The sequence below is a fragment of the Streptomyces sp. NPDC038213 genome, from assembly GCF_055600495.1.
Genome location: NZ_JBVJYM010000006.1, coordinates 161,215 through 182,416 on the forward strand (window position 1 = coordinate 161,215; position 21,202 = coordinate 182,416).

Consider the following 21,202-nt stretch of genomic DNA (forward strand, 5'->3'; position numbering starts at 1 on the left):
CCGTCCGACGCATCGAATGCGCCATCAGACCGTCCAAGTTGAGTAAACGGCCCCCGCCCGGCGCGCCGCGCCGTGAAGGCTCGTCCACGACGGCCGGACACACGGAGCGCGGGGAGAGGGTGGCACGGTGCATCCCGAGGGGACGAACGGCACCAGCGGCGGAGGGCTGGCGGTGCCCATGGCGTGGCTGTACGCCGAGTACATCGCGGACGAACTGCTGCGCACGGGGCGGCTGATCCCGGCCGGCACCCTGGAGTTCCGGGCGGGGCGGGACACCCTGGCCCTGACGATCTACCTGTCGGACGCGGCGGGCGAGCTCTCCGGCATCCGGGTGGTCTCGCAGCTGGACGAGTGGCTGTGCCTCACGGCGTACGGGCACCCCTGGCGGGACTGGGTGCACACCCGGTTCCTCGAACTGGGCGAGGCGGAGCGGGAGTCGGGCGGCGGAGGCGACCCGGACGCGGCCGGGGACCTGGAACTGGCCCGGGCGGCCTGGCGCTGGCTGGACGGCACCGAGCTGTTCGCCACCCGCCTGGAGCCCGGCAGGATCACCGGTCCGCAGGAGGAGGGGGCGCCGCCCGCGGTGGACGAGAACTCCCGGGTGTGGACGCCGGCCTGGCAGCTGGGGCTGCCCCTGGGACATCTGGCGATGCACCTGTTCTGATCCCCCCGCCGGGCTCCGGATGCACTCCGGCCCGGTACTTGGGCACGCGCACGGTGACCTTCATCCCCGCCCCCACCGCGGTCTCGATCACGAGCCCGTACGCGTCCCCGTAGGCCTGGCGCAGCCGCTCGTCCACATTGCGCAGGCCGATCCCCGATGCGGCCGGACCCTGACCCGCCAGCAGGGCCCGCAGGGCCGCCGGGTCGGTGCCGACCCCGTTGTCCTCGATGCTCACCACGGCCTCCGCGCCCTCGTCGCGGGCCGCGATCGTGATCCGGCAGCCCCCCGCCGAGTCCTCCAGGCCGTGCTTGACGGCGTTCTCCACGAGCGGCTGGAGGCACAGGAACGGCAGGGCGACGGGCAGCACCTCCGGGGCCACCTGGAGGGTCACCTTCAGCCGCTCCCCGAACCGCGCCCCCGCCAGCGCCAAGTACTGCTCGATGGAGCGCAGTTCGTCGGCGAGGCGGGTGAACTCCCCGCGCTCGCGGAAGGAGTAGCGGGTGAAGTCGGCGAACTCCAGTAGCAGTTCCCGGGCCCGCTCCGGATCGGTGCGGACGAACGAGGCGATGGCGGCGAGCGAATTGAAGACGAAATGCGGGGAGATCTGCGCCCGCAGGGCCCGGATCTCCGCCTCGATCAGCCGGGTCCGCGACTCGTCCAGCTCGGCGAGTTCGAGCTGTACGGACACCCAGCGCGCCACCTCGGTGGCGGCCCGCACCAGCACCGCCGACTCCCGCGAACCGTAGGCGACCAGGGCGCCGAGCACCCCCTCCTCCCCGGTGAGCGGGGCGATCACGGCCCATTTGAGCTCGCAGCCGGGCCGCTCGCAGCCGGTGCGGAAGCTCTGGCTGCGCCCGGAGTCCAGCAGCCGGCCCACCCGGGCCATGACCCGGTGCGCGTGGTGCCCGCTGCCCGGCCCGTCCCAGGCGAGCACGCCCCCGCGGTCGGTGAGGCACAGCGCCTCGGTGCCCAGCAGCGGGCGCAGCCCGCGCACCGCCCGCCGGGCGGTGTCCGCGGTGAGTCCGGCGCGCAGCGGCGGGGCGGCGAGGGAGGCGGTGTGCAGGGTGTGGAAGGTGGCCCGCTCCACGGGGGTGCCGAGGTCGAGGTCGGAGGGGTCGCCGCGGCGGGCGCCCCACCAGCGGCCCAGCAGCACCCCGGCGCCGAGCAGGGCCCCGCCGCAGACGGCGAGGACGGCCGGGGCCTGGCCGGCCAGCAGGTCGGTGAGTGCGCTCATGTCCGCAGCTGCTCCGGGAGGTGGAGGCGGGTGAGGGTGGCGGCGGTGCCGGCCGGGATCCGGTGCCGGGTGGCGAGCGAGACCGCGGCCATGGTGAGGAAGCCGAGGGGGACCGACCATACGGCGGGCCAGGCCAGCAGGGTGTGGGACCAGCCGCCGCCGGGCAGCCCTGCGCGGGTGGCCAGGACCGCACCGAGGGCGGAGCCGCCGCCGACGAGCAGCCCGCAGGCGGCGCCGGGCGCGGTGAGCCCGCGCCACCAGATGCCGAGGACCAGCAGGGGGCAGAAGGAGGAGGCGGAGACGGCGAAGGCGAGGCCGACCGCGTCGGCCACGGGCACGCGGGGCGCGAACAGGCTGACGGCCAGCGGCACGGCCATCGCGGGCACGGTCGCCAGCCGGAAGGCGCGGACCCCGCGCGCGGGCAGCACGTCCTGGCAGAGCACCCCGGCCACGGCCATGGCCACGCCGGAGGCGGTGGACAGGAAGGCCGCGAAGGCCCCGCCCGCGAGCAGGGCGCCGAGCAGGTCGCCCGCGGTCCCGCCGAGCATCCGCTCCGGGAGGACGAGCACGGCGGCGTCGGCGGTGCCGGTGAGGGCCAGTTCGGGGGCGTAGATCCGGCCCAGGGTGCCGTACAGCGGCGGCAGCAGGTAGAAGGCGCCGACGAGGGCGAGTACGGCGAGGGTGGTGCGGCGGGCGGCGGTGCCGTCGGGGCTGGTGTAGAAGCGGACGGCGACGTGCGGGAGGCCCATGGTGCCGAGGAAGGTGGCGAGGATCAGGCCGTACGTGGCGTACAGCGGGTGCTCCTCGCGGCTGCCGGACAGCGGCGGGGAGCGGCGGGAGTCCCCGTCGCCCGCGGGGGCGGCCCGCTCGGGCACGCGCGCCCCGGCGGGGAAGCGGAGCGAGGTGCCGGCCTCGAAGCGGTGGGTGCCGGGGGCGAGGGTGAGCGGCTGCCCGTGGTGGGCGCGGCCGTCCACGCGGCCGGTGGCGGTGACGCGCAGGGGCGCGTCGATCCGGACGTCCACGGTCTCGGGGATGCGGACGGCCGTGTGGGAGCGGAAGGCGGGCGGTTCGGCGAAGGCGGCGCGCGGGGCGCCGTCGCCGAGCCAGGCGGCCGCGAGGAAGAGGGCGGGGACGAGCAGGGCGGTGAGCTTCAGCCAGTACTGGAAGGCCTGGACGAAGGTGATGCTGCGCATCCCGCCCGCGGCCACGGCCCCGGTCACGACGAGGCCCACGACCAGCGCGCCCGTCCAGTCGGGTGCCCCGGTCAGGATCCGCAGGGTCAGCCCGGCGCCCTGGAGCTGGGGCAGCAGGTACAGCCAGCCGATGCCGACGACGAACAGTCCGGCGAGGCGGCGCACGGCAGCCGATTCGAGCCGGGCCTCGGCGAAGTCGGAGAGGGTGTAGGCCCCGGAGCGGCGCAGCGGGGCGGCGACGAGGACGAGCAGCACGAGGTACCCGGCGGCGTAGCCGACGGGGTACCAGAGCATCTCGGGGCCCTGGAGGAGGACGAGTCCGGCGATGCCGAGGAAGGAGGCGGCGGAGAGGTACTCCCCGCTGATGGCGGCGGCGTTGAGCCCGGGGCCGACGGTCCGGGAGGCCACGTAGAAGTCGGAGGTGGTCCGGGAGATCCGCAGGCCGAGCGAGCCGAGCAGGAGGGTCCCGAGCACGACCGCGGCCACGGCGGGGACGGCGTAGGCGGGGTTCACCCGGCGGCTCCGCCGGGCCCGCGCGACCCGCCCGACCCGCCCGGCCGTCGGACCGCGGGCGTCGGCCGCCACACCCGGCCCTTCTCCCCCACTGAACCCTTCTCCCCCACCGGCCCCCGCTGCCCCGCCGCCTCGGCCGGGCCCGCTATCAGGCCGGTGAAGTCCCGTTCGTTGCGCTCCGCGCGGCGTACGTAGCGGCGGGCCAGGAGCCACAGGACCGGGTAGACGCCGAGTCCGAGGAAGGCCCAGACCAGGGGGGCGGGTGCGGGCCCCGGGCCGCCGCCGCGCGGGAGGGCGAAGAGCAGCGGCAGGCTGCCGACGAGCAGCACCAGGAGCGCCAGCGTGCCGAGCGCGGCCCGCAGCTGACTGCGCATCAGGGCCCGTACGTACGTGGCCCCCAGGCTGGTCTGCTCGGTGATCTCGGACCGGGCCGGGGTGTGCCCGGGGGCGGCGCGGCGGCGGGCCAGGGGCACCCCGGTGACGGTCTCGCGGCGGGGCGGCGGGCTGTCGGCCGGGCCCATCAGCCGCGGGCCCGGCGCATGAGGAGCTCGCGCAGCTCGCGGGCGTGGCGGCGGCTGACGGCGAGTTCGGCTCCGGCGACGCGTACGGTCGTCACCCCGGAGTCTACGCGCAGCTCCTCGATCCGGCCGAGGGCGACCAGGTGGCGGCGGTGGATGCGGACGAACCCGCGGGCGGCCCAGCGCTCCTCCAGGGCGGACAGGGCCGCGCGGACCAGGTGGCTGCCCCCGGCGGTGTGCAGCCGCGCGTAGTCCCCCTGCGCCTCGACGTAGGCGATCTCGTCCACGGGCACGAAGCGGGTGACCCCGCCCAGTTCGACGGCTATCTCCCCGGGGGCGGGACTCCGCTCGGGGTGCGGTTCCGCGCCGGCCGGGGGCTCTCCCGACCCCGCGCCTGCTCCCCCGCCCGCCGCAGCCGCCCCCGCTGCGGCCACCCGGTCGCAGACCCGCCGCACCGCCTCCGCGAGCCGCTCCCGCCGGACCGGCTTGAGCACGTAGTCCACGGCCTTGAGGTCGAAGGCCTGGACGGCGAACCCCTCGTGGGCGGTGACGAACACCAGGTGCGGGGGGTGCGCGAAGCCCGAGAGCAGCCGGGCCACGTCCAGCCCGGTGAGCCCGGCCATGTGGATGTCGAGGAAGACCACGTCGACGCCGTCCTCCCCGCCGGGGCCGGACTCCAGCGCCCGCCCGATCCGCCGCAGCGCACCGGTGGCGTCCCCCGCCCCCTCGGCACTGCGGATCCGCGGGTCGGCCCGCAGCAGGTACAGCAGCTCCGCCAGGGCGGGTTCCTCGTCGTCGACGGCCAGCGCTCGCAGCATCCCCGGAGTGTAAGGGGGCTATTTGAGCAGACGGGAGAGCCGCCGGTCGGCAAGCGGTTTCCCGCCGGTCTGACAGGTGGGGCAGTACTGGAGGGAGGAGTCCGCGAAGGACACCTCGCGGACGGTGTCCCCGCACACGGGGCAGGGCTGCCCGGTACGGCCGTGCACGCGCATCGCGCTCTTCTTCTCGGCCTTGAGCCGTCCGGCGTCCAGCCCGCGGGCGCGCTCCACGGCCTCCGCGAGGGTGGTGCGGACGGCCCCGTACAGCCGCTCCACCTCCTCCGGGCCGAGCCGGTCGGCGCGCTTGTACGGGGACAGGCGGGCGGCGTGGAGGATCTCGTCGCTGTAGGCGTTGCCGATGCCCGCGAGGACCGACTGGTCGCGCAGCACCCCCTTGACCTGCCGGCGCTCGGCGGCCAGGAGGGCGGCGAAGTCCTCCTGCGCGAAGCCGTCCGCGAGGGGGTCGGGGCCGAGCCGGGCGATACCGGGGACGGCGGCCGGGTCGGTGACCACGTACACCGCCAGGCGCTTCTGGGTGCCGGCCTCGGTGAGGTCGAAGCCCCCGCCGCCCTCCAGGGCGATCCGCAGCGCGAGGGGGCCACGGCCCGGTGCGGGAGGCAGCCCGGGGAGCTCGTCCTGCCAGCGCAGCCAGCCGGCGCGGGCGAGGTGGGTGACAAGGTGGAGGCCGCCGAAGGGCACGGCCAGGAACTTGCCGTACCGGGCGGCGCGGCCGGCGGTGCGGCCGATGAGGGCGTCGAGCGGGGGGTCGTACGTCTTGAGCACGCTGACGGCGACCGGCCAGGCCTTCGCCACGGTCCGCCCGGCGAGGTGCGCGTCGAGGAACCCCCTCAGGGCCTCGACCTCCGGCAGCTCCGGCATGCTCCCAGCCTGCCGCACGCGCGGGCGGTCCGCCAGGCGCGCGGGCCCGTACGGACGCCGTACCGGGCCCCGAGCCCCGCCCCGGCCCTCCGGGCCCCCCGCCCCCTCAGTCCATGACGAACTCGCACCACACGCACTTGCCGCTGCCGCGGGACTCCACGCCCCAGACGTCCGCCAGCCGGTCCACCAGCATCAGCCCGCGCCCCGAGACCCCCGCCTCCCCCGCCTCGCGGCGGCGCGGCAGGGCGCTGGAGCGGTCCTCGACCTCCACGCGCAGCCGCCGCTGGGGGCCGCTGAGGACGCGCAGGGTGACGATGGCGGGGCCGTCGGTGTGCATGAGGGCGTTGACCATGAGCTCGTCGGCGACGAGCTCGATCTCGTCGGAGCGCTCGCGGGCGCCCCAGGCCCGGACGGCGGCGCCGATCATGTGGCGGGCGGAGGCCAGGGCCTCGGGGTCGCCCTGGGCCACGTGCTGCTGGAGCCGGCCGCCGCCCTGCGGGGCGTCCTCGACGCGGCGGCGCAGCAGGAGGAGGGCCATGTCGTCGTCCCCGCCGCGCTCGTCGACGATCTCGCAGAGCCGGTCGGCGAGCTGCTGGAGGTCGGCGGGGCCGCTGCGGATGAGGGAGGTGAGCAGCCGGATGCCGTCGTCGAGGTCGGCGCCGGGCTGTTCGACCAGCCCGTCGGTGCACATCAGCAGGGTGGCGCCGGGGTCGAGTTCGACCGTGGTGACGGGGTATTCGAGGCGGCCGAACTCGGCGGACAGCCCGAGCGGCATCCCGCCCGCGACGGACAGCCGGCGGCAGTCTCCGGCGCGGGTGCGCAGCAGCGGGTCGATGTGCCCGGCGCGGACGAGCTGGACCACTCCGGTGCTGAGGTCGGCCTCGGCGTAGGTGCAGGTGGCGAAGCGGTCGGTGTCGAGTTCGTGGAGGAACACGGAGGCGCGGGCCATCACGGTGGCCGGGGCGTGGCCCTCGGCGGCGTAGGCGCGCAGCACGATGCGCAGCTGCCCCATGACGGCGGCGGCGTGGGTGTCGTGGCCCTGGACGTCCCCGATGACGGCGCCGACGCGGCCGCCGGGCAGGGGGATGACGTCGTACCAGTCGCCGCCGATATCACGGCCCATGCGGGCGGAGCGGTAGCGGACGGCGATGTGCGCGCCGGGGACGGAGGGGATGCGGCGCGGCAGCATGGCCTGCTGGAGGCCCTCGGCGAGGTCGTGCTCCTGTTCGAGGAGCATGGCGCGCTGGAGGCTCTGGGCGATGCTGCTGCCGAGGGCGACGAGGAGGTTGCGCTCCTCCTGGGTGAACCCGTCCTTGTCCTGGTAGAGCAGGCCGATCGCGCCGATGGGGCGGGCCTGGGCGATCAGCGGCAGGTAGGCGGCGGCCGAGATCTGCATGTACGAGATCTTCGACCAGAGCCCGGGGTACCGGGCGGCGAACTCCTCCTGGGAGACGATGAACCGGGGCTGGAGGGAGCGGACGACCTCGCTCATGGGGTACTGCTCGTCGATGCGGGTGTAGCGGGTGCCGGGCACGAAGCTGCCGGCCGGGCCCTCGGCGACCAGGTGGATGCGACCGGACTCGACCAGGCCCATGACCATGCCCATGGAGCCGAGGCGCTCCAGTCCGTGGTTGTCGCTGAGGGCGTCGATGACGTCCTGGACGGTGCGGGCGTGGGCGAGGGCGGCGGTGGTGCCCTCGACCACGCTGGTCTGGCGGCGGCGCTCCTCGTCGAGGCCCAGCCGTTCGGCCGAGTGGCTGAGCTCCTGGGTGGCGTCGCGGACGATGCCGATGATCCGGTACGGGCGGCCCCCGCCGTCGCGCAGCACCCGGCCCTGGGTGTGGGTCCAGCGCAGCCGGCCGTCGCGGCAGCGGATCCGGAAGTAGGCGCCGTAGCTCTCCGCGCCGCTCTTGAGGGCGCTGGAGACGAGGGCGTCGAGGCGGACCGCCTCGGCGGGCGGCACCCGGCCGGAGAGGGACGCGGGGGTGCCGTCGTACTCCTCGGCGGTGGTGTCGAAGACCTCCAGGCCGGGGCCGTCGAGGTGCATGAGCCCGCCGACCAGGTCCCAGTCGAAGGACCCCATCCGGTTCAGTGCCAGGCTCTGGTCCGGGTGTGCGGGCCAGTCATCCGGCAGCGATACGGTCGTCGGCACCGGTCCACCATGACACTGTTCGCCGGATTCCTCGACAGGAGGACGGGTGGTTCAGGCGCTCTCCAGCAGGGCGCCGTCACCGCTGCCGGAGCCGCTGCCGGGGCCGTCGGGTCCGTCCGGGGCGGAGTCGCCGCCGTAGCGGTCGTCGCGGCGGTTGTCCCCTTCTTCCGGGGCGTACTCCGGGGCCCAGGGGTCCTGGGGCTCGGCACTGCCGTAGGGGTCCTCCGGGGCGTACGGGTCCTCGGGGGCGTACGGGTCCTCGGGGACGTAGCCCTCCGGGTGGCCGGCGCCGGGGTCCGCCGGGTCGGCCGGGGCCGCCGGGCCGAACGGCGCTGCGGGGTCGGCCGGGGCTGCGGGGTCGGCCGGGTCGGCCGGTACGGGTTCCGCGGCCGGGGCGCAGGGGGTGGGCCGGGGGGCCGGGTCGGCGGTGCGGGCCAGGCTGTTGCGGGGGGTGGCGCAGGGGTCGTCGGGGGCGGCCGGGGTGCGGCCCCCCTCGACGGGTCCGCTGGGCACCGGACCGCTGGGGTCGTAGGGCGGCGGGACGGCGGGCAGGGCGTCCTGGGCCCCGTCGTCCCCGGCCCGGCGCTCGATCCAGGTGTTGTTGGTGATGTTCACGATGACCAGGCTGTCCACGGGCTGCGTGGTGGGCTTGATCGCCACGAGCTGGCCGGGCCGGAAGCCGGGCCAGGGCGGGCCCTGGAGCAGGGCGCCGGCACGGTCCTCGGTGGGCGGCATCAGCGGGTTTCCGCAGGCGCAGCGGACCCGGGGCAGGCCGTGGGAGTCGACGAGCACGGCGGTGCCGGCCTGGAGCACGGCCTGGTACGGCACGGCGCGGCCGCCGCGGAAGCCGTGGTTCGTCATGCGGGTGTCGGCGCGCAGCACCACCGGGGTGAGCTCGCGGAGGAACTCCGCGACCCGGGCCGGTTCGACCCCGGCGGCCGCGGCGAAGGCGCGGGAGCGGGTCCGGTCGGCGGCGAGGTGCGCCACCTGCTGCTCCACGTCGCAGCTGCCTCTTTTATGCGTACCCCCGTACAAGCCCGGGGTGGAGCCCGTGACGGCGCGGGCGGCTGCGGGGGTCTGCTGCGCCCCGGCCTGGGGCGTGCCGGCCGGGGGCTGCGGGGGCGGGCCGTCCCGGGGCGGGTCCGCGGGGCCGCGGCCGTCCGGCGGGAGGGCGGCGAGGGAGGTGGCCGAAGAGGGGGTGAAGGGGTCGGGTCCGGCCGCGGCGAGCGGCTGGAGCAGGATCTGCGCCGCGGGCGGGCCGGGCAGCGGCTCCGGGTCGCTGCCGCAGGCGGTGGCGAGGAGGCCGAGCAGGGCCGTACCGGCCAGTGCGTAGCGGTGTACCGGTCTGTGCACGTGCTCTCTCCCGCCTCGTCCTGGATTGCCCTTCCTGTCTTGCCGCAGTTCGGCGGGGCCCGCAACCGGATCCGGTCCCGGAGCCCGCGACACCCCGGTCTTGAACGCGTTCAACTGAACCCGTATGGTGCAACCCAAGGAACTTGAACACGTTCAAGGATGCAGGGGGGTGAGGGTCGTGTCCGCACTGGCGGCCCTGGTCAACCCGGTCGTGACCCTCGGAATGCTGGTGGTCGTACCGGCCGGACTGAGGCTCATCGACCCGGACGGATTCGGTCGGGTACGCCGGATGTGGCTGCTGTTCGCCCTCCCGGGCGCCGTGGCCCTGTGGCTGCCGCGCGGCCCCGACGCCACGGCGGCGGCCGCGGTCTACGCGGTGGGGGCCCTGCTGCTCGCCGCCCACGCGCCGCTGCGCCTGGCGCGGCGCGCGGACGCCCCGGCGGCGCCGGGGCGGGCCCGCAGCCGCCTCCCGGGACCCGGCGAGCTCGCCGTGGCGACCGCGCTCGCCTCGCCCGCGGTCGCCGCCACCGCTCTGGTCGCGGAGCGGGCCGGGCACCGGCTGTGGGGGTTCGACCTGGACATCCTGGCCCTGACGGTCCCCCACTTCCACTACGCGGGCTTCACCGCGGCCCTGGTCGCGGGGCTGGTCTGCCGCACCTCGGGGGCCCGCTTCGCCGGGTACAGCGTGCCCGCCGGGACCCTGCTCGTCCTGGCCGGCTACTTCACCGACGACTGGGTCGAGCTGGCCGGGGCCGTGGTCCTGACCGCCGGCATGTGGTCGGTCGCCCGGCACACCTGGAACGGCCCGCGCACCCGGGCCCGCGGCCCCCTCACCCGCGCCCTGTTCACCACCGCGGCCGCCGTCCTGCTCGCGACCATGCTGCTCGCCCTGTGGTGGGCGGCGGGCGAGGCGACGGGGATCCCGCACCCCACCCTGACCTGGATGGCCGCCACCCACGGCCTCGGCAACGCCCTCGGCTTCGCACTGTGCTCGGTGCTGGCCTGGACCCGGCTGAAGGAGACCGCACGATGACCCGCCTGACCAGCATCCACCGGGACAGCATCAACTACACCGAGCGCGGCGCCACCCGCGAGCGCCCGCTGCCCGCCGGATACCACCACCTCCACCACCGGCAGGCCGTCGGCCGCGGGCGCGAGGCCTTCGAGCGGGCCGGCACCGCCGTGACCACCTTCGCGATGCACCGCGCCGCCGGGGTCCGGGTGCGGGCCGACCGGGAGCCCGCCACCCCCGGGGACTCCGTCGAGTGCTCGGCGGGGATCGGCCCGCTGCGGCTGACCGCCCCCTGCGAGGTGATCTGGACGGCGTACCGGCCCACGCTCACCGGGTTCGCGTACGGCACCCGGCACGGCCACCCCGAGCAGGGCGAGGAGTCCTTCCTCGTGGAGCTGGGCGCGGACGGCACCGTCTGGTTCGAGGTCACCGCCTTCAGCAGGCCCGGCCGCTGGTACACGCGGCTCGCCGGACCGCTGGTCCCCTTCCTCCAGCTCCGCTACGCCCGGCACTGCGGGCGCACGCTGCGCCGGATCGCCGCGGGCGGCTGATACTGGAGCCGGGGGCACCCGGCGGGCGGCGGCGGCATGGAGTGGTTCACGGCATCCGAGTACTGGCTGGGGCGGCTGGTCTTCCAGCGGATCCTCGCCCTCGTCTACCTCGCCGCCTTCCTGTCCGCCGCCCTCCAGTTCCGGGCGCTCATCGGCGAGCGCGGGATGACGCCCGTCCCCGCCTACCTGCGCCGGGTGCCCTTCCGGCGGGCTCCCGGACTCTTCCAAGTGCACTACTCCGACCGGCTGTTCGCCGCCGTGTCCTGGGGCGGGGCCGCGCTCGCGGCGGCCCTGGCCGCCGGGGCCGGGGACGCGGTCCCGCTGGGCGCGGCGATGGCGCTGTGGGCCCTGCTCTGGGCGGCGTACCTGTCGATCGTGAACGCGGGCCAGACCTGGTACGCCTACGGCTGGGAGTCCCTGCTGCTGGAGGCCGGCTTCCTCGCGGTGTTCCTCGGCAACTCCCGGGTCGGGCCGCCGGTCCTGGTGCTGTGGCTGCTGCGCTGGGTGCTGTTCCGGGTGGAGTTCGGGGCCGGGCTGATCAAGATGCGCGGGGACCGCTGCTGGCGGGACCTGACCTGCCTCTACCACCACCACGAGACCCAGCCGATGCCGGGACCGCTGAGCTGGTTCTTCCACCGGCTGCCGCGACCGCTGCACCGGGTGGAGTGCGCCGCCAACCACGTGGCCCAACTGCTCGTGCCCGTACTGCTGTTCACCCCGCAGCCGGTGGCATCGGCGGCGGCCGCACTGATCGCGGTGACCCAGCTCTGGCTGGTCCTGTCGGGGAACTTCTCCTGGCTGAACTGGCTGACGATCGCCCTCGCGCTGTCCGCAGTCGACGCCGCCTCCTTCGGCGGGCCGTCCCGCGAGCAGCCGCCGGCACCGCTCTGGTACGCGGTCCTCGTCGTCGCCCTGGTCGTCCTGGTGCTGCTCCGCAGCCGCGGCCCGGTGCGCAACCTGCTCTCGCGCGGGCAGGTGATGAACCGCTCCTTCGACCCCCTCCACCTGGTCAACTCCTACGGGGCCTTCGGCACGGTGGGCCGGATCCGAGACGAACTGGTCGTGGAGGGCACGGCTGATCCGGTGCCGCGGGAGGAAGGCGACTGGCGGGCCTACGAGTTCCACGGCAAGCCGGGCGATCCGCGGTACTGGCCGCGGCAGTTCGCCCCGTACCACCACCGGCTCGGCTGGCAGCTGTGGTTCGCCGCCCTCCATCCGGCGTACGGGGAACCCTGGTTCGACGGGTTCGTGGAGCGGCTGCTGCGGGCGGACCGGGACCTGCTGCGGCTGGTCCGCCACGACCCCTTCGGGGGCGCCCCGCCCGCGTACCTCCGGGTCCGGGTCTACCGGTACCGCTTCACGACCCCGGCCGAACTGCGCGCGACGCGCGCCTGCTGGCACCGCACGTACCTGCGCGAACTGGTGCCGCCGGTCCGGCTGGACGCTCCGGACCGGCGGCACTGACGCGCGGGGCGCCCGGGGCGGGCAGGCGGGGCGGACGGGATCAGGGGACCCCGGGTCAGGAGCCCAGGAGGGCGGCCTCCCGCTGCGGGTCGAGGCCCGGGGTGATGCGGTCGGCGCGCTGCGGGGCCCGGCCGCCGAGGCCCTCCAGCCAGCGCCAGGTGTCGGCGACGGTCTCCTCCACGGGACGGCAGTGCAGCCCGGCGGCGAGGGCCTTGCCCACGTCTCCGCCGTGCATGTGCCCGTGCAGTTCGCCCTCGGGGAGCCAGACGGGCAGCTCCGTCCAGGGCTCGATCCCGGCGGCGAGGATGGCCCCGGGGGGCGTCCAGCACAGTTCGGCGCGGCCGCCGGTGACCCGCGCGCAGGCCTCCAGGAGGCTGCCCATGGTGGCGTGGCCGGGCGGGGAGACCAGGTTGTACGCCCCGCCGAGCCCCTGCCCGGCGGCGTCGAGGGTCCATCGGGCGAGGTCGCGCACGTCGACGTACTGGAGCGGCAGCTCGCGGGGGCCCGGGGCGAGGACCCGGCCGCCGCGGGCGGTCCGGCCGAGCCACCAGGGCAGCCGGCCCACGTTCTCGTACGGGCCGAGGATGGTGCCCGCGCGCACGAGCAGCGCACGGTCGCCGAAGGCCCCGAGGGCGGCGAGCTCCCCGCCGCGCTTGTCCTCGGCGTAGGCGGTGGACCCGGCGTCGGGCGAGCCCTCGACGAGCGGGCCGTCCTCGGCGGTGCCGGCGGGGGCCGGGTAGCGGTAGACGGAGCGGCTGGAGACGTAGGCGTAGCGGGCGGCCGCGGCGGCGAGCAGGCGGGCGCTGTCGCGGACGGCGGAGGGGGCCCCGCTCCAGGTGTCGACGACCAGGTCCCAGCCCGCGGCCGGGTCGGACAGGGCGGCGAGGGCGGCGAGCCCCGAGCCCGAGGTCCGGTCGCCGCGCACGGAGGCGGCGCCGGGGGGCGGGGCGTGGTGCCCGCGGTGGAGGACGGTTACCTGCCAGCCCCTGGCCAGGGCTTCCTCGGTGATGGCGCGGCCGACGAACTCGGTGCCGCCCAGCATCAGCAGTTTCATGCCCCCAGACTGCCGGGGCGGACCCCCTCGGGGGCCGGGTTCGCCGAAAGCCCGCCGCGCCCCCGCGGCGTGGCGCTGCGGGGGCGGGGGTCCCGGTGCCGGCGGACCCGTTGCCGGTGGAGCACCGGCCGGCGCGTCCCGTCGGCGGTACGCCGCCGTGCGGTCGGGCCGGTCCGGCCGGACGGTCCTGGCGGGCCGTCCGGCCGGGTGCTCAGTCGATGCCTGGCAGGATGTGCGGCTCCGCGAGGTCGTCCTCGTAGCCGGCGAGGCGGATGGGGGCCGACCGCGCCCACACCTCCAGGCTGCCCAGCTTGTCGGACCGGGCGGGCCGCCCGGACCCGGTGGCGGTATCGGTCTGGGTCTGTTCGCGCTGCTTGAGATCTGGTGTCACCGCGCACTCCTTTGTGTCGCGTAACCCGCCGGGCGCTCCGCCGAGGGCCGCTGCCGGCCGCTGGCCGTCCGTCGGGACAGGGGAAAAGGGCAGTCCGGTCGCGGTGGCGCCGTGTGTTCTCGTACGGGTCGGCCGTGGTGGGGCCTTCCGCGTGTGGCTCAGAGTACACATTTGAGCGCCCTTCCGCTCGATAGGGGGGCCGATTCCGGCCCGTTCCCGTCTCGTCGCTCTGCGTTCAGCATGCATTCGGACGCCGTGTTCACCCACTCGTGCCGTGCTCCCCAAGGGCTCCCGCGGGGCGCTCGGGCGACCTCCCGGGCCTGCGGGCGCTGGCCGCAGGCCGTTCGGTGTGACCGTTTTCACCTGCGGCAACCGGGTGACGGGGGCCCGTACGGGGCATGCGTGCGCGGCGCGCACACGCGTACGGCGTTCAGCTGCCGGCCGTGTGAACGGCACGGGCGGGCTGAACGCCGTACGGGGTGCTGCGCAGGGAGGGGGCGGGACCGGCGGGAGGCCGGGGCTACCGCCGGGTCACCACTTGGCGGGGGCGTAGTCCTTCAGGAAGACGCCGAAGAGGTCCTCGCCCTCCTCGCCGCGGATGATGGGGTCGTAGACGCGGGCAGCGCCGTCGACCAGGTCGAGCGGGGCGTGGAAGCCCTCGTCGGCCAGGCGCATCTTGTCCGGGTGGGGGCGCTCGTCGGTGATCCAGCCGGTGTCCACGGCGGTCATCAGGATCCTGTCGGCCTCGAACATCTCCTGGGCGCTGGTGCGCGTGAGCATGTTGAGGGCGGCCTTGGCCATGTTGGTGTGCGGGTGGCCGGCCCCCTTGTAACCACGGCTGAAAACGCCCTCCATGGCCGAGACGTTGACCACGTACTTGCGCTCGGCGGTGGAGGCTGCCATGGCCGCGCGCAGCTTGCTGATCAGGATGAACGGCGCGGTGGAGTTGCAGAGCTGCACTTCCAGCAGCTCCACGGGGTCCACCTCGGAGACCGTCTGCACCCAGCTGTTGGTGTCGTGGAGGTCCGGGACCAGGCCGCCGGCGTCGATGGCGGTGCCCGCCTCGATGCGCGCGGGACTGGCGGAGCCGGAGACCAGGGCCAGGTCGGTGACCTCCTGGGCGCTGAGGCCCTCACCGCTGCGGGCGGCGGGCAGCGCGGCGACGCGGTCGACCGTGCCGCTGCCGAAGGTGCCGATGACCTCGGAGCCGGGCAGCTCGCCCGCGGGCAGCGGGGCGCTCTCGGCGGCGACGAGTTCGCTGTAGGCCTGCGGGGAGCGGCGGACCGTCTGGGCGGCGTTGTTGATCAGGATGTCGAGGGGGCCCTCGGCGGCCACGGAGTCGGCCAGGGCCACGACCTGGGCGGGGTCGCGCAGGTCGATGCCGACGATCTTCAGGCGGTGCAGCCACTCGTGGCTGTCCGGCATGGCCTTGAAGCGGCGGACGGCGTCGTTCGGGAAGCGCGTGGTGATGGTGGTGTGCGCGCCGTCGCGCAGCAGCCGCAGCGCGATGTACATGCCGATCTTCGCGCGGCCGCCGGTGAGCAGGGCGCGGCGGCCGGTCAGGTCGGTACGGGCCTCGCGGCGGGACCGGTTGAACGCGGCGCAGTCCTGGCAGAGCTGGTGGTAGAACGCGTCGACCTCGACGTACCGGGTCTTGCAGACGTAGCAGGAGCGGGGCCGCTGGAGTATCCCGGCGATGGGGCCCTTGGTGGCCGTGGTGAGGGCCAGCCCCTGGGTCTCGTCGTCGATGCGCTCGGCGGAGCCGGTGGCGGTGGCCTCGGTGACGGCCTTGTCGTTGGCGGTCTTGGCGGCGCGGCGCTCCTGGCGGCGGCGCTGCTTGACCGTCCGGTAGATCCCGGCGGTGGCGCGGCGCACCATGATCGCGTCGGGGTGGTCCACGTCGAGGGTGTCGAGCTCCTGGAGCACGCCCAGGCAGACGGCCAGGCGCTCCGGGTCGATTCCCGGCCCGTACACCTGGGTCTCTTCAGTCACCGTCATGGCCGTCGCCGTTCCTCGATCGCTCGTCGTGCGGAAAGTCCCAAAGGCAGAACTTTACGGAGCCGCGCCCGCCGCTCAAAACCGGTCACGGTGGGTGAGGGGGCGATGACGGCTCCTACCTGCGGATAGAGGAATATTCAAGGGAGGTTCCGCATTCTGGAGAGCATGTACGGACCGAGCCCGAAGTACCCGCGCCCATGAGTGCGCTCGCGCTGGCGGTGCTGCTGTCGCTGGTGTCGGCCGTGGCGTACGCGGGCGGTGCGATCGTCCAGGAGCGGGTGGCCGCGACGACCTCCGGGCGGGCGTACGCGCCGCTGCGGCGGCCCGGCTGGTGGGTGGCCGTCGGGCTGAACTGCCTGGGAGCCGTGCTCCACGTCTTCGCCCTCGCCTTCGGCCCGCTGAGCCTCGTCCAGCCGCTCGGCGCCCTCACCATCGTCTTCGCCCTGCCGCTGGCCGCGGTCTTCGCCGGCCGGCGGGCGGGGCGCACGGCCTGGCGCGGGGCACTGCTGGCCACCGGCGGGCTCGCGGCGCTGCTGGCGCTGACGGGTTCGGCGCCGCCGGACGGACTGACGGACGGGGAGCGCGGCCTGCTGGCCGGGCTCACCGCGGCGGCGGTGCTGCTGCTCTTCCTCGCAGCCGAGGCCGTGCGGGGGGCGGCGGCGCGGGCGGTGGTCCTGGCGGCGGCGGCCGGTACGTCCTTCGGCATCGCGTCGGTGTTCACCAAGTCCGTGGCCGAGGAGTGGACGGCGGCCCGGCCGCTGGCCGAGCTGGGCGGCATGGGCCTGATCGCGGTGTTCGCGACGGCCGGGCTGCTGCTCTCGCAGGCCTCGTACCGGGGTGCGGGGCTGACGGCCCCGCTCGCGACGGTGACCGTGGTCAACCCCGTGGTGGCGGCGACGGTCGGGCTGACCCTCTTCGGCGAGACCTTCCGCTTCGGTGCGGCGGGCGCGGCCACGGCGCTGGTCAGCGGCGCCCTGGCGACGGCCGGCATCGTGCTGCTGACGCGGGAGCGGCTGTCATCGGGGCCCTCGGCACCTGCTGCGGCCCGGTCGGCTCCGGCTCCCCCGGCTGCGGGGGCTCCGGCTTCCGCGGCGGGGGCCGCCGCCGGGCCCGCGGGGGCCGCGGCGGCGTCCGCAGGGGCTGCTGCGGCGGCGTCCGCCTCAGATCGCGACCCCCCGGCCCCGCAGGTAGGCGAGCGGGTCGATGTCCGAGCCGTAGCCGGAACCGGTGCGCATCTCGAAGTGGAGGTGCGGCCCGGTGCTGTTGCCCGTGGACCCCGAGCGCGCTATCCGCTGGCCTCCGGAGACCTGCTGACCCGCCCGGACGTTGAGCGCTGACAGGTGGGCGTACTGGGAGTACTTCCCGTCGGCGTGCCGGATCACGACCTCGTACCCGTACGCGCCCGCCCAGCCGGCGGAGACCACGTGCCCGGCGGCCACAGCGCGCACGGAGGTCCCGGTCGGGACCCGGAAGTCGACGCCGGTGTGGTAGCCGCTGGACCAGGAGGAGCCCGAGGCGTGGTACGGCGTGCCGATGCTCGCCTGCACCGGCGCGTACCAGCCGCCGCCGGGTCCGCGCGGGGTCTCCGGCTTCGGCTTGGCCACCTTGACCGGCTTGGCCGGTACCGGCTTCGCCGTGCGCGGGGGCTTCTCCTGTGAGGGCGCGGGGCGCACCCCGGGCCGGGCTTCCACGGTCAGGCTGAGGCGCTGGCCGGGGAGGATCAGGTTGGGGTCGTCGCCGATGACGGCCCGGTTGGCCCGGTAGACGGCCTGCCAGCCGCCGCGCACGTCCTGCTGCGCGGCGATCCCGGAGAGGGAGTCGCCGGGCACCACGGTGTACGGCGAACCGGGCGCGGGCCGGGCGGCCTTGGTGATCCGGTCCGCCAGGGCCGCGCCCGGGGAGACCTGTCCGCCCGCCTGCTTGCCGCCGCCGGCCTCTCCGGCCTTCCTGCCCTGAGCGCCCTTGCCGCCTGCGGGCGTGCCGGTCTGCGTGTCCCCACCGCCGCCGAGCCGGGGCTCGGGGCCCCCGCGGGCCAGGCCGGCCCGCTGGCCGCAGACGGGCCAGGCACCCGGCCCCTGGCCGTCGAGCACCTTCTCGGCGATGGTGATCTGCTGGCCCTTGGTGGCCTGGTCGGCGCGCTGGGCGTAGACGGTGCCGCCGAACTCGCGCCAGGTGCTCTGCGCGAACTGGAGCCCGCCGTAGTAGCCGTTGCCGGTGTTGATGTGCCAGTTCCCGCTGGACTCGCAGGCGGCGACCTTGTTCCAGGTGTCCACGGAGGCGGCGTGCGCGGAGCCCGCGCCGATCAGGGGGAGCACGATCCCGGCACCGCCCGCGGTGACCGTGAGCGAGGCCCGGTTGATGCTGCTCGGCTGGTACCGGCGGTGCCGGCCCCGTACACCCATGGGAGCCCCCTTGAAGACATCAGGAGTCTCGCAACCTAACGGCGGGACCCCCTCGTGACAAGGGGGTCGCCGGGGGCTCAACGGCGCACGCACAAATGACAGTTGACATTCCATCCCGCCGGGCGACCGGGTCCGGCCGGGTTGCGACCGGGTGGGGCGCACGGGCTTGCGCCCCACGCTCCCCCCTGACCGCTCCCGACCACTCCTGCACCACTCCTGCACCCCAGCCGCCCCACCACTGCGCCGCGATGCGCACACCGCCCGGAATCAGCCGAAGGGGCCCGGGGGCGGGAGGGGAGCGGGCGGCGGCGGGGCCGGGACCGGGGAGGGCTCGGGGACCGGCTGCGGCACGGGCGAGGGCTCCGGCTCGGGCGGCGGCTCCGGGATCGGGGAGGGTTCCGGCTCGGGGGGCTGGGTCAGTCCGGGGGTGCGTACCATGCGCCCCACTGTGCCGGGACGGGCCGCAAGCCGCCTCCCGGCACCGCCGACCGGGTGGGCGCTGACGGACGGACAGGGATGGACGCACGGGGAAGGCCCAACGGGGGCGGACGGCGGCTCCCGCACGTCAGGGGCGGCCTCGCCCTCTGGTCGCACACCGGGAGTCCACCCCCCGCCTGAAGGCTGAGTCCTTAGTCCTCCTGGGAGTTGAAGACCGGACCCGCCGTGCACCCCTAACTTCAAGGCCATGACGACCCGATACCTCACGGCCCTCGCCGCAGCCGCGTTATGCACCGCCGTCCTCCTGCCGCTCCCGCTGGCCGCCGCGGGCACCGCGGCGGCAGCCACCACCGCCACCGCCACCGGCACCGCCACCGGGACGCGCGCCGCAGCCGCCACCGACCAGCAGGTGACGCGCCTCCAACTGCCGCGCCCGACCGGCCGGTTCGCCGTCGGGCAGGAGACCCTCCACCTCGTCGACCGCAGCCGCACCGACCCCTGGGCGGGCTCGGGGCCGCGCGAGCTGATGGTGACCCTGCGCTACCCGGCGCGTCCCGGTACCGGGACGCCCGCCCGCTACCTCCGCCTCGACGAGGCGCAGCAGCTGCTCGCCGCCCGGGACCTGGACGAGCTGATCCCGCCGGAGCTGTTCGCGGGGACGGGGCTGTACTCCCGGGAGGGGGCCCGCCCGCTCGGCGGCCGCTACCCCCTGGTCGTCCTCTCCCCCGGCTTCTCGGTGCCCCGCGCCACCCTGACCGCCCTCGCCGAGGACCTGGCCTCGCGCGGGTACGTGGTCGCCGCCGTGGACCACGCGTACGAGGCCGACGGCGCAGCCTTCCCCGGCGGCCGGGTCCTCTCCTGCGTGGCCTGCGAGAAGGCCGGCGACGATGTCCGGCAGGTCAGCGACGGCCGCGCGCGGGACGTGTCCTTCCTCCTGGACCGGCTGACCGGCCCGCGGCCCGTATGGCGGCACGCCGGGCTGATCGACAAGCGGCGCATCGCCATGGCGGGCCACTCCATCGGCGGGGCCTCCGCGGTCGCCGCGATGGCGGCGGACCCGCGCGTGCGGGCCGGGGTGAACATGGACGGCAGCACGCACACCCCGGTGCCCGGCACCGGCCTCGGCAAGCGGCCCTTCCTCCTGCTGACCGCCGCGCCCGGCGGGCCCGGCGTGGAGCCGACCTGGGACCGCGACTGGCCGCGGCTGGACGGCTGGAAGCGCTGGATCACCTTCGAGGGCTCCGCGCACTTCACCTTCACCGACTACCCGGCCATCGCCGAGCAGCTCGGCCTGCCCGACCCCGAGGCCCCGCTGGGCGGCAGCCGCTCGGTCGAGCTGACCCGCCGGTACGTGGGCGCCTTCTTCGACCAGCACCTCAGGAACCGGCCGCAGCCGGTCCTGGACGGCCCGACCCCGGACTCCCCCGAGGCCGTCTTCCACACCCCGTGACCCCCGGCCGCGCAGGCCCCGCCCACCGGCGGGCCTGCGCGGCCGGCTCCCGTCCTACGGCACTACAGGCCAGCAGCCCCGCCCGCGACCGCGAAGGGGCTGCGCTGCTGCCCGCTGCCCGGTACGGGCGCCGAGGCGTCCTCCCCGAGCTCCACGATCCGGTTCTCCCGGTCCACGTGCACGACCCGGGGCTTCAGCGCCCGCGCCTCGGCATCGTCCACCTGCGCGTAGCTGATGAGGATGACCAGGTCACCGGGGTGCACGAGGTGCGCCGCGGCCCCGTTGATCCCGATCACCCCGGACCCGCGCTCACCCTCGATGACGTACGTCTCCAGCCGCGCGCCGTTGTCGATGTCGACGATGTGCACGAGCTCCCCGGGCAGCAGGTCCGCCGCCTCCATCAGCTCGGCGTCGACGGTCACGGACCCGACGTAGTGCAGATCGGCCTGGGTCACGGTGGCCCGGTGGATCTTGGACTTGATCATGTTGCGCAGCAATTTGAGCTCCCAGAAGACGGCTCCCTGCCAGCTTTCTGCAGGTCAGGGGCGCTTTGACCCTACACCCAGAACGCTCGCGATCGAAGAACCAAAGGAAAATCTCTCTAGCCACCAACCGAGCTCCCCACCAGCGCTTTCGCGCAGGCTCGACACAACGGAACCCCGAACGGGCGTCCGACCAATCAACCGCACTCGGATCGCTCGGGCACCGATGCTGAGCACTTGCTGACTTAGCTGACGATATGTCAGCCATGCGTAACGCGGGCTCCTGCCTGAGCAGGACTGGCAACCAAAGGCCGCCGCCATGAATCACCACCTACGCCTGAGGCGTCTGGGCAATACGGCGCCAACAGAATCCTGTCGACCTCCACCGAATACGGCAACGGGGCCGCAGCCGAATGACTGCAGCCCCGTCGTCTCCCGCTCAGTTACCTTCCTTTACGCCCCTGGATGCGCTCGATGATCCAGGCGAGGCAAAAGAAGAACGCCGCACCCTCAAGGAAGGCCGGGTTCGATCCGCGGCCGTCCCGGACGGCGACCGCGATCGCGAATCCCGCACAGACGAGGCCGCAGATGAAGAGCGCCAGCGCCGATCGTTTGTCGTATCTCATTGAGTGTCCT

18 protein-coding genes and 2 pseudogenes are annotated in these 21,202 nt (G+C 75.2%); 6 read left to right on the forward strand and 14 right to left on the reverse strand.

Annotated elements, in window-relative coordinates; translation table 11 throughout:
* Positions 1-178: 178 nt before the first annotated feature.
* Positions 179-664, forward strand: coding sequence for a hypothetical protein (locus ACZ7JZ_RS12265; protein ID WP_470937425.1), 486 nt, complete (start codon positions 179-181; stop codon positions 662-664).
* Here the strand turns inward: ACZ7JZ_RS12265 and ACZ7JZ_RS12270 are convergent.
* From ACZ7JZ_RS12270 to ACZ7JZ_RS12300, 7 genes and pseudogenes are all read right to left on the reverse strand, one after another.
* Positions 549-1,877, reverse strand: a complete 1,329-nt coding sequence (locus ACZ7JZ_RS12270) for a histidine kinase (RefSeq protein WP_470937428.1) — start codon at positions 1,875-1,877, stop codon at positions 549-551. The genes ACZ7JZ_RS12265 and ACZ7JZ_RS12270 overlap by 116 nt on opposite strands.
* A 17-nt stretch (positions 1,878-1,894) precedes the next feature.
* A complete protein-coding gene (locus tag ACZ7JZ_RS12275) occupies positions 1,895-3,604 on the reverse strand; it encodes a sodium/solute symporter (protein WP_470936836.1) in 1,710 nt (569 codons plus the stop codon).
* Between the two features lie 140 nt (positions 3,605-3,744).
* Positions 3,745-4,125 (reverse strand): annotated as a pseudogene (locus ACZ7JZ_RS12280) (hypothetical protein); the annotation flags it as partial.
* Positions 4,125-4,940 carry a LytR/AlgR family response regulator transcription factor gene (locus tag ACZ7JZ_RS12285; RefSeq protein WP_470936839.1) on the reverse strand — a complete coding sequence of 272 codons (816 nt, stop codon included), beginning with the start codon at positions 4,938-4,940 and terminating at the stop codon, positions 4,125-4,127. The gene ACZ7JZ_RS12285 and the pseudogene ACZ7JZ_RS12280, both read right to left, overlap by 1 nt.
* A gap of 18 nt (positions 4,941-4,958) precedes the next feature.
* Positions 4,959-5,819 (reverse strand): Fpg/Nei family DNA glycosylase, encoded by an 861-nt coding sequence (locus ACZ7JZ_RS12290; protein WP_470936842.1) that lies wholly within the window; start codon positions 5,817-5,819, stop codon positions 4,959-4,961.
* Positions 5,820-5,925: 106 nt separating this feature from the next.
* Positions 5,926-7,971, reverse strand: coding sequence for a SpoIIE family protein phosphatase (locus ACZ7JZ_RS12295; protein WP_470936845.1), 2,046 nt, complete (start codon positions 7,969-7,971; stop codon positions 5,926-5,928).
* Positions 7,972-8,022: 51 nt separating this feature from the next.
* A complete protein-coding gene (locus tag ACZ7JZ_RS12300; RefSeq protein WP_470937431.1) occupies positions 8,023-9,417 on the reverse strand; it encodes a DUF6777 domain-containing protein in 1,395 nt (464 codons plus the stop codon).
* Positions 9,418-9,511: 94 nt separating this feature from the next.
* Between ACZ7JZ_RS12300 and ACZ7JZ_RS12305 the strand changes: the two genes are divergently transcribed.
* From ACZ7JZ_RS12305 to ACZ7JZ_RS12315, 3 genes are read left to right on the forward strand one after another with little or no spacing between them, the layout of a single operon-like run.
* Positions 9,512-10,357: a YndJ family protein gene (locus ACZ7JZ_RS12305; RefSeq protein ID WP_470937434.1), complete on the forward strand. Its 846-nt coding sequence runs from the start codon at positions 9,512-9,514 to the stop codon at positions 10,355-10,357.
* Positions 10,354-10,887 carry a DUF1990 family protein gene (locus ACZ7JZ_RS12310; protein WP_470936848.1) on the forward strand — a complete coding sequence of 178 codons (534 nt, stop codon included), beginning with the start codon at positions 10,354-10,356 and terminating at the stop codon, positions 10,885-10,887. Before ACZ7JZ_RS12305 ends, ACZ7JZ_RS12310 begins: the two co-directional genes overlap by 4 nt.
* Positions 10,888-10,923: 36 nt before the next feature.
* On the forward strand, positions 10,924-12,351 hold the full coding sequence (locus tag ACZ7JZ_RS12315) for a lipase maturation factor family protein (RefSeq protein ID WP_470936851.1): 1,428 nt from the start codon (positions 10,924-10,926) through the stop codon (positions 12,349-12,351).
* A gap of 55 nt (positions 12,352-12,406) precedes the next feature.
* Here ACZ7JZ_RS12315 and ACZ7JZ_RS12320 read toward each other — a convergent pair whose 3' ends face one another.
* The 3 genes from ACZ7JZ_RS12320 to ACZ7JZ_RS12330 form a co-directional block, all read right to left on the reverse strand.
* Entirely contained in the window at positions 12,407-13,405 is a 999-nt protein-coding gene (locus ACZ7JZ_RS12320; protein ID WP_470936854.1) for an NAD-dependent epimerase/dehydratase family protein, read from the reverse strand.
* Positions 13,406-13,616: 211 nt separating this feature from the next.
* On the reverse strand, positions 13,617-13,796 hold the full coding sequence (locus ACZ7JZ_RS12325) for a hypothetical protein (RefSeq protein ID WP_470936857.1): 180 nt from the start codon (positions 13,794-13,796) through the stop codon (positions 13,617-13,619).
* 531 nt (positions 13,797-14,327) lie between these two features.
* Positions 14,328-15,794 (reverse strand): SDR family NAD(P)-dependent oxidoreductase, encoded by a 1,467-nt coding sequence (locus ACZ7JZ_RS12330; RefSeq protein WP_470936859.1) that lies wholly within the window; start codon positions 15,792-15,794, stop codon positions 14,328-14,330.
* Positions 15,795-15,991: 197 nt separating this feature from the next.
* On the opposite strand from ACZ7JZ_RS12330, the pseudogene ACZ7JZ_RS12335 reads away from it, so the two are divergent.
* Positions 15,992-16,792 (forward strand): annotated as a pseudogene (locus tag ACZ7JZ_RS12335) (DMT family transporter); the annotation flags it as partial.
* A gap of 162 nt (positions 16,793-16,954) precedes the next feature.
* Here ACZ7JZ_RS12335 and ACZ7JZ_RS12340 read toward each other — a convergent pair.
* Together ACZ7JZ_RS12340 and ACZ7JZ_RS12345 are read right to left on the reverse strand one after the other, a co-directional pair.
* Positions 16,955-18,196, reverse strand: coding sequence for a transglycosylase family protein (locus ACZ7JZ_RS12340; protein WP_470936862.1), 1,242 nt, complete (start codon positions 18,194-18,196; stop codon positions 16,955-16,957).
* A gap of 267 nt (positions 18,197-18,463) precedes the next feature.
* Positions 18,464-18,634 (reverse strand): hypothetical protein, encoded by a 171-nt coding sequence (locus tag ACZ7JZ_RS12345; RefSeq protein WP_470936865.1) that lies wholly within the window; start codon positions 18,632-18,634, stop codon positions 18,464-18,466.
* A gap of 247 nt (positions 18,635-18,881) precedes the next feature.
* Here ACZ7JZ_RS12345 and ACZ7JZ_RS12350 point away from each other — a divergent pair, with 247 nt between their 5' ends.
* Entirely contained in the window at positions 18,882-20,084 is a 1,203-nt protein-coding gene (locus tag ACZ7JZ_RS12350; protein ID WP_470936868.1) for an alpha/beta hydrolase family protein, read from the forward strand.
* Between the two features lie 62 nt (positions 20,085-20,146).
* On the opposite strand, the gene panD is transcribed toward ACZ7JZ_RS12350, so the two are convergent.
* Positions 20,147-20,581, reverse strand: a complete 435-nt coding sequence (gene panD / locus ACZ7JZ_RS12355; RefSeq protein ID WP_470936871.1) for an aspartate 1-decarboxylase — start codon at positions 20,579-20,581, stop codon at positions 20,147-20,149.
* Positions 20,582-21,009: 428 nt separating this feature from the next.
* Positions 21,010-21,192 (reverse strand): hypothetical protein, encoded by a 183-nt coding sequence (locus ACZ7JZ_RS12360; RefSeq protein ID WP_470936874.1) that lies wholly within the window; start codon positions 21,190-21,192, stop codon positions 21,010-21,012.
* Between the last annotated feature and the right edge of the window lie 10 nt (positions 21,193-21,202).

Excerpts from the sequence above, each read along its gene's own strand:
- ACZ7JZ_RS12265 (WP_470937425.1), top strand. The coding sequence starts at position 179 with ATGGCGTGGCTGTACGCCGAGTACATCGCGGACGAACTGCTGCGCACG.
- ACZ7JZ_RS12285 (WP_470936839.1), bottom strand. The coding sequence starts at position 4,940 with ATGCTGCGAGCGCTGGCCGTCGACGACGAGGAACCCGCCCTGGCGGAG.
- ACZ7JZ_RS12290 (WP_470936842.1), bottom strand. The coding sequence starts at position 5,819 with ATGCCGGAGCTGCCGGAGGTCGAGGCCCTGAGGGGGTTCCTCGACGCG.
- ACZ7JZ_RS12310 (WP_470936848.1), top strand. The coding sequence starts at position 10,354 with ATGACCCGCCTGACCAGCATCCACCGGGACAGCATCAACTACACCGAG.
- ACZ7JZ_RS12315 (WP_470936851.1), top strand. The coding sequence starts at position 10,924 with ATGGAGTGGTTCACGGCATCCGAGTACTGGCTGGGGCGGCTGGTCTTC.
- ACZ7JZ_RS12320 (WP_470936854.1), bottom strand. The coding sequence starts at position 13,405 with ATGAAACTGCTGATGCTGGGCGGCACCGAGTTCGTCGGCCGCGCCATC.
- ACZ7JZ_RS12330 (WP_470936859.1), bottom strand. The coding sequence starts at position 15,794 with ATGACGGTGACTGAAGAGACCCAGGTGTACGGGCCGGGAATCGACCCG.
- ACZ7JZ_RS12340 (WP_470936862.1), bottom strand. The coding sequence starts at position 18,196 with ATGGGTGTACGGGGCCGGCACCGCCGGTACCAGCCGAGCAGCATCAAC.
- ACZ7JZ_RS12345 (WP_470936865.1), bottom strand. The coding sequence starts at position 18,634 with ATGGTACGCACCCCCGGACTGACCCAGCCCCCCGAGCCGGAACCCTCC.
- ACZ7JZ_RS12350 (WP_470936868.1), top strand. The coding sequence starts at position 18,882 with ATGACGACCCGATACCTCACGGCCCTCGCCGCAGCCGCGTTATGCACC.
- ACZ7JZ_RS12360 (WP_470936874.1), bottom strand. The coding sequence starts at position 21,192 with ATGAGATACGACAAACGATCGGCGCTGGCGCTCTTCATCTGCGGCCTC.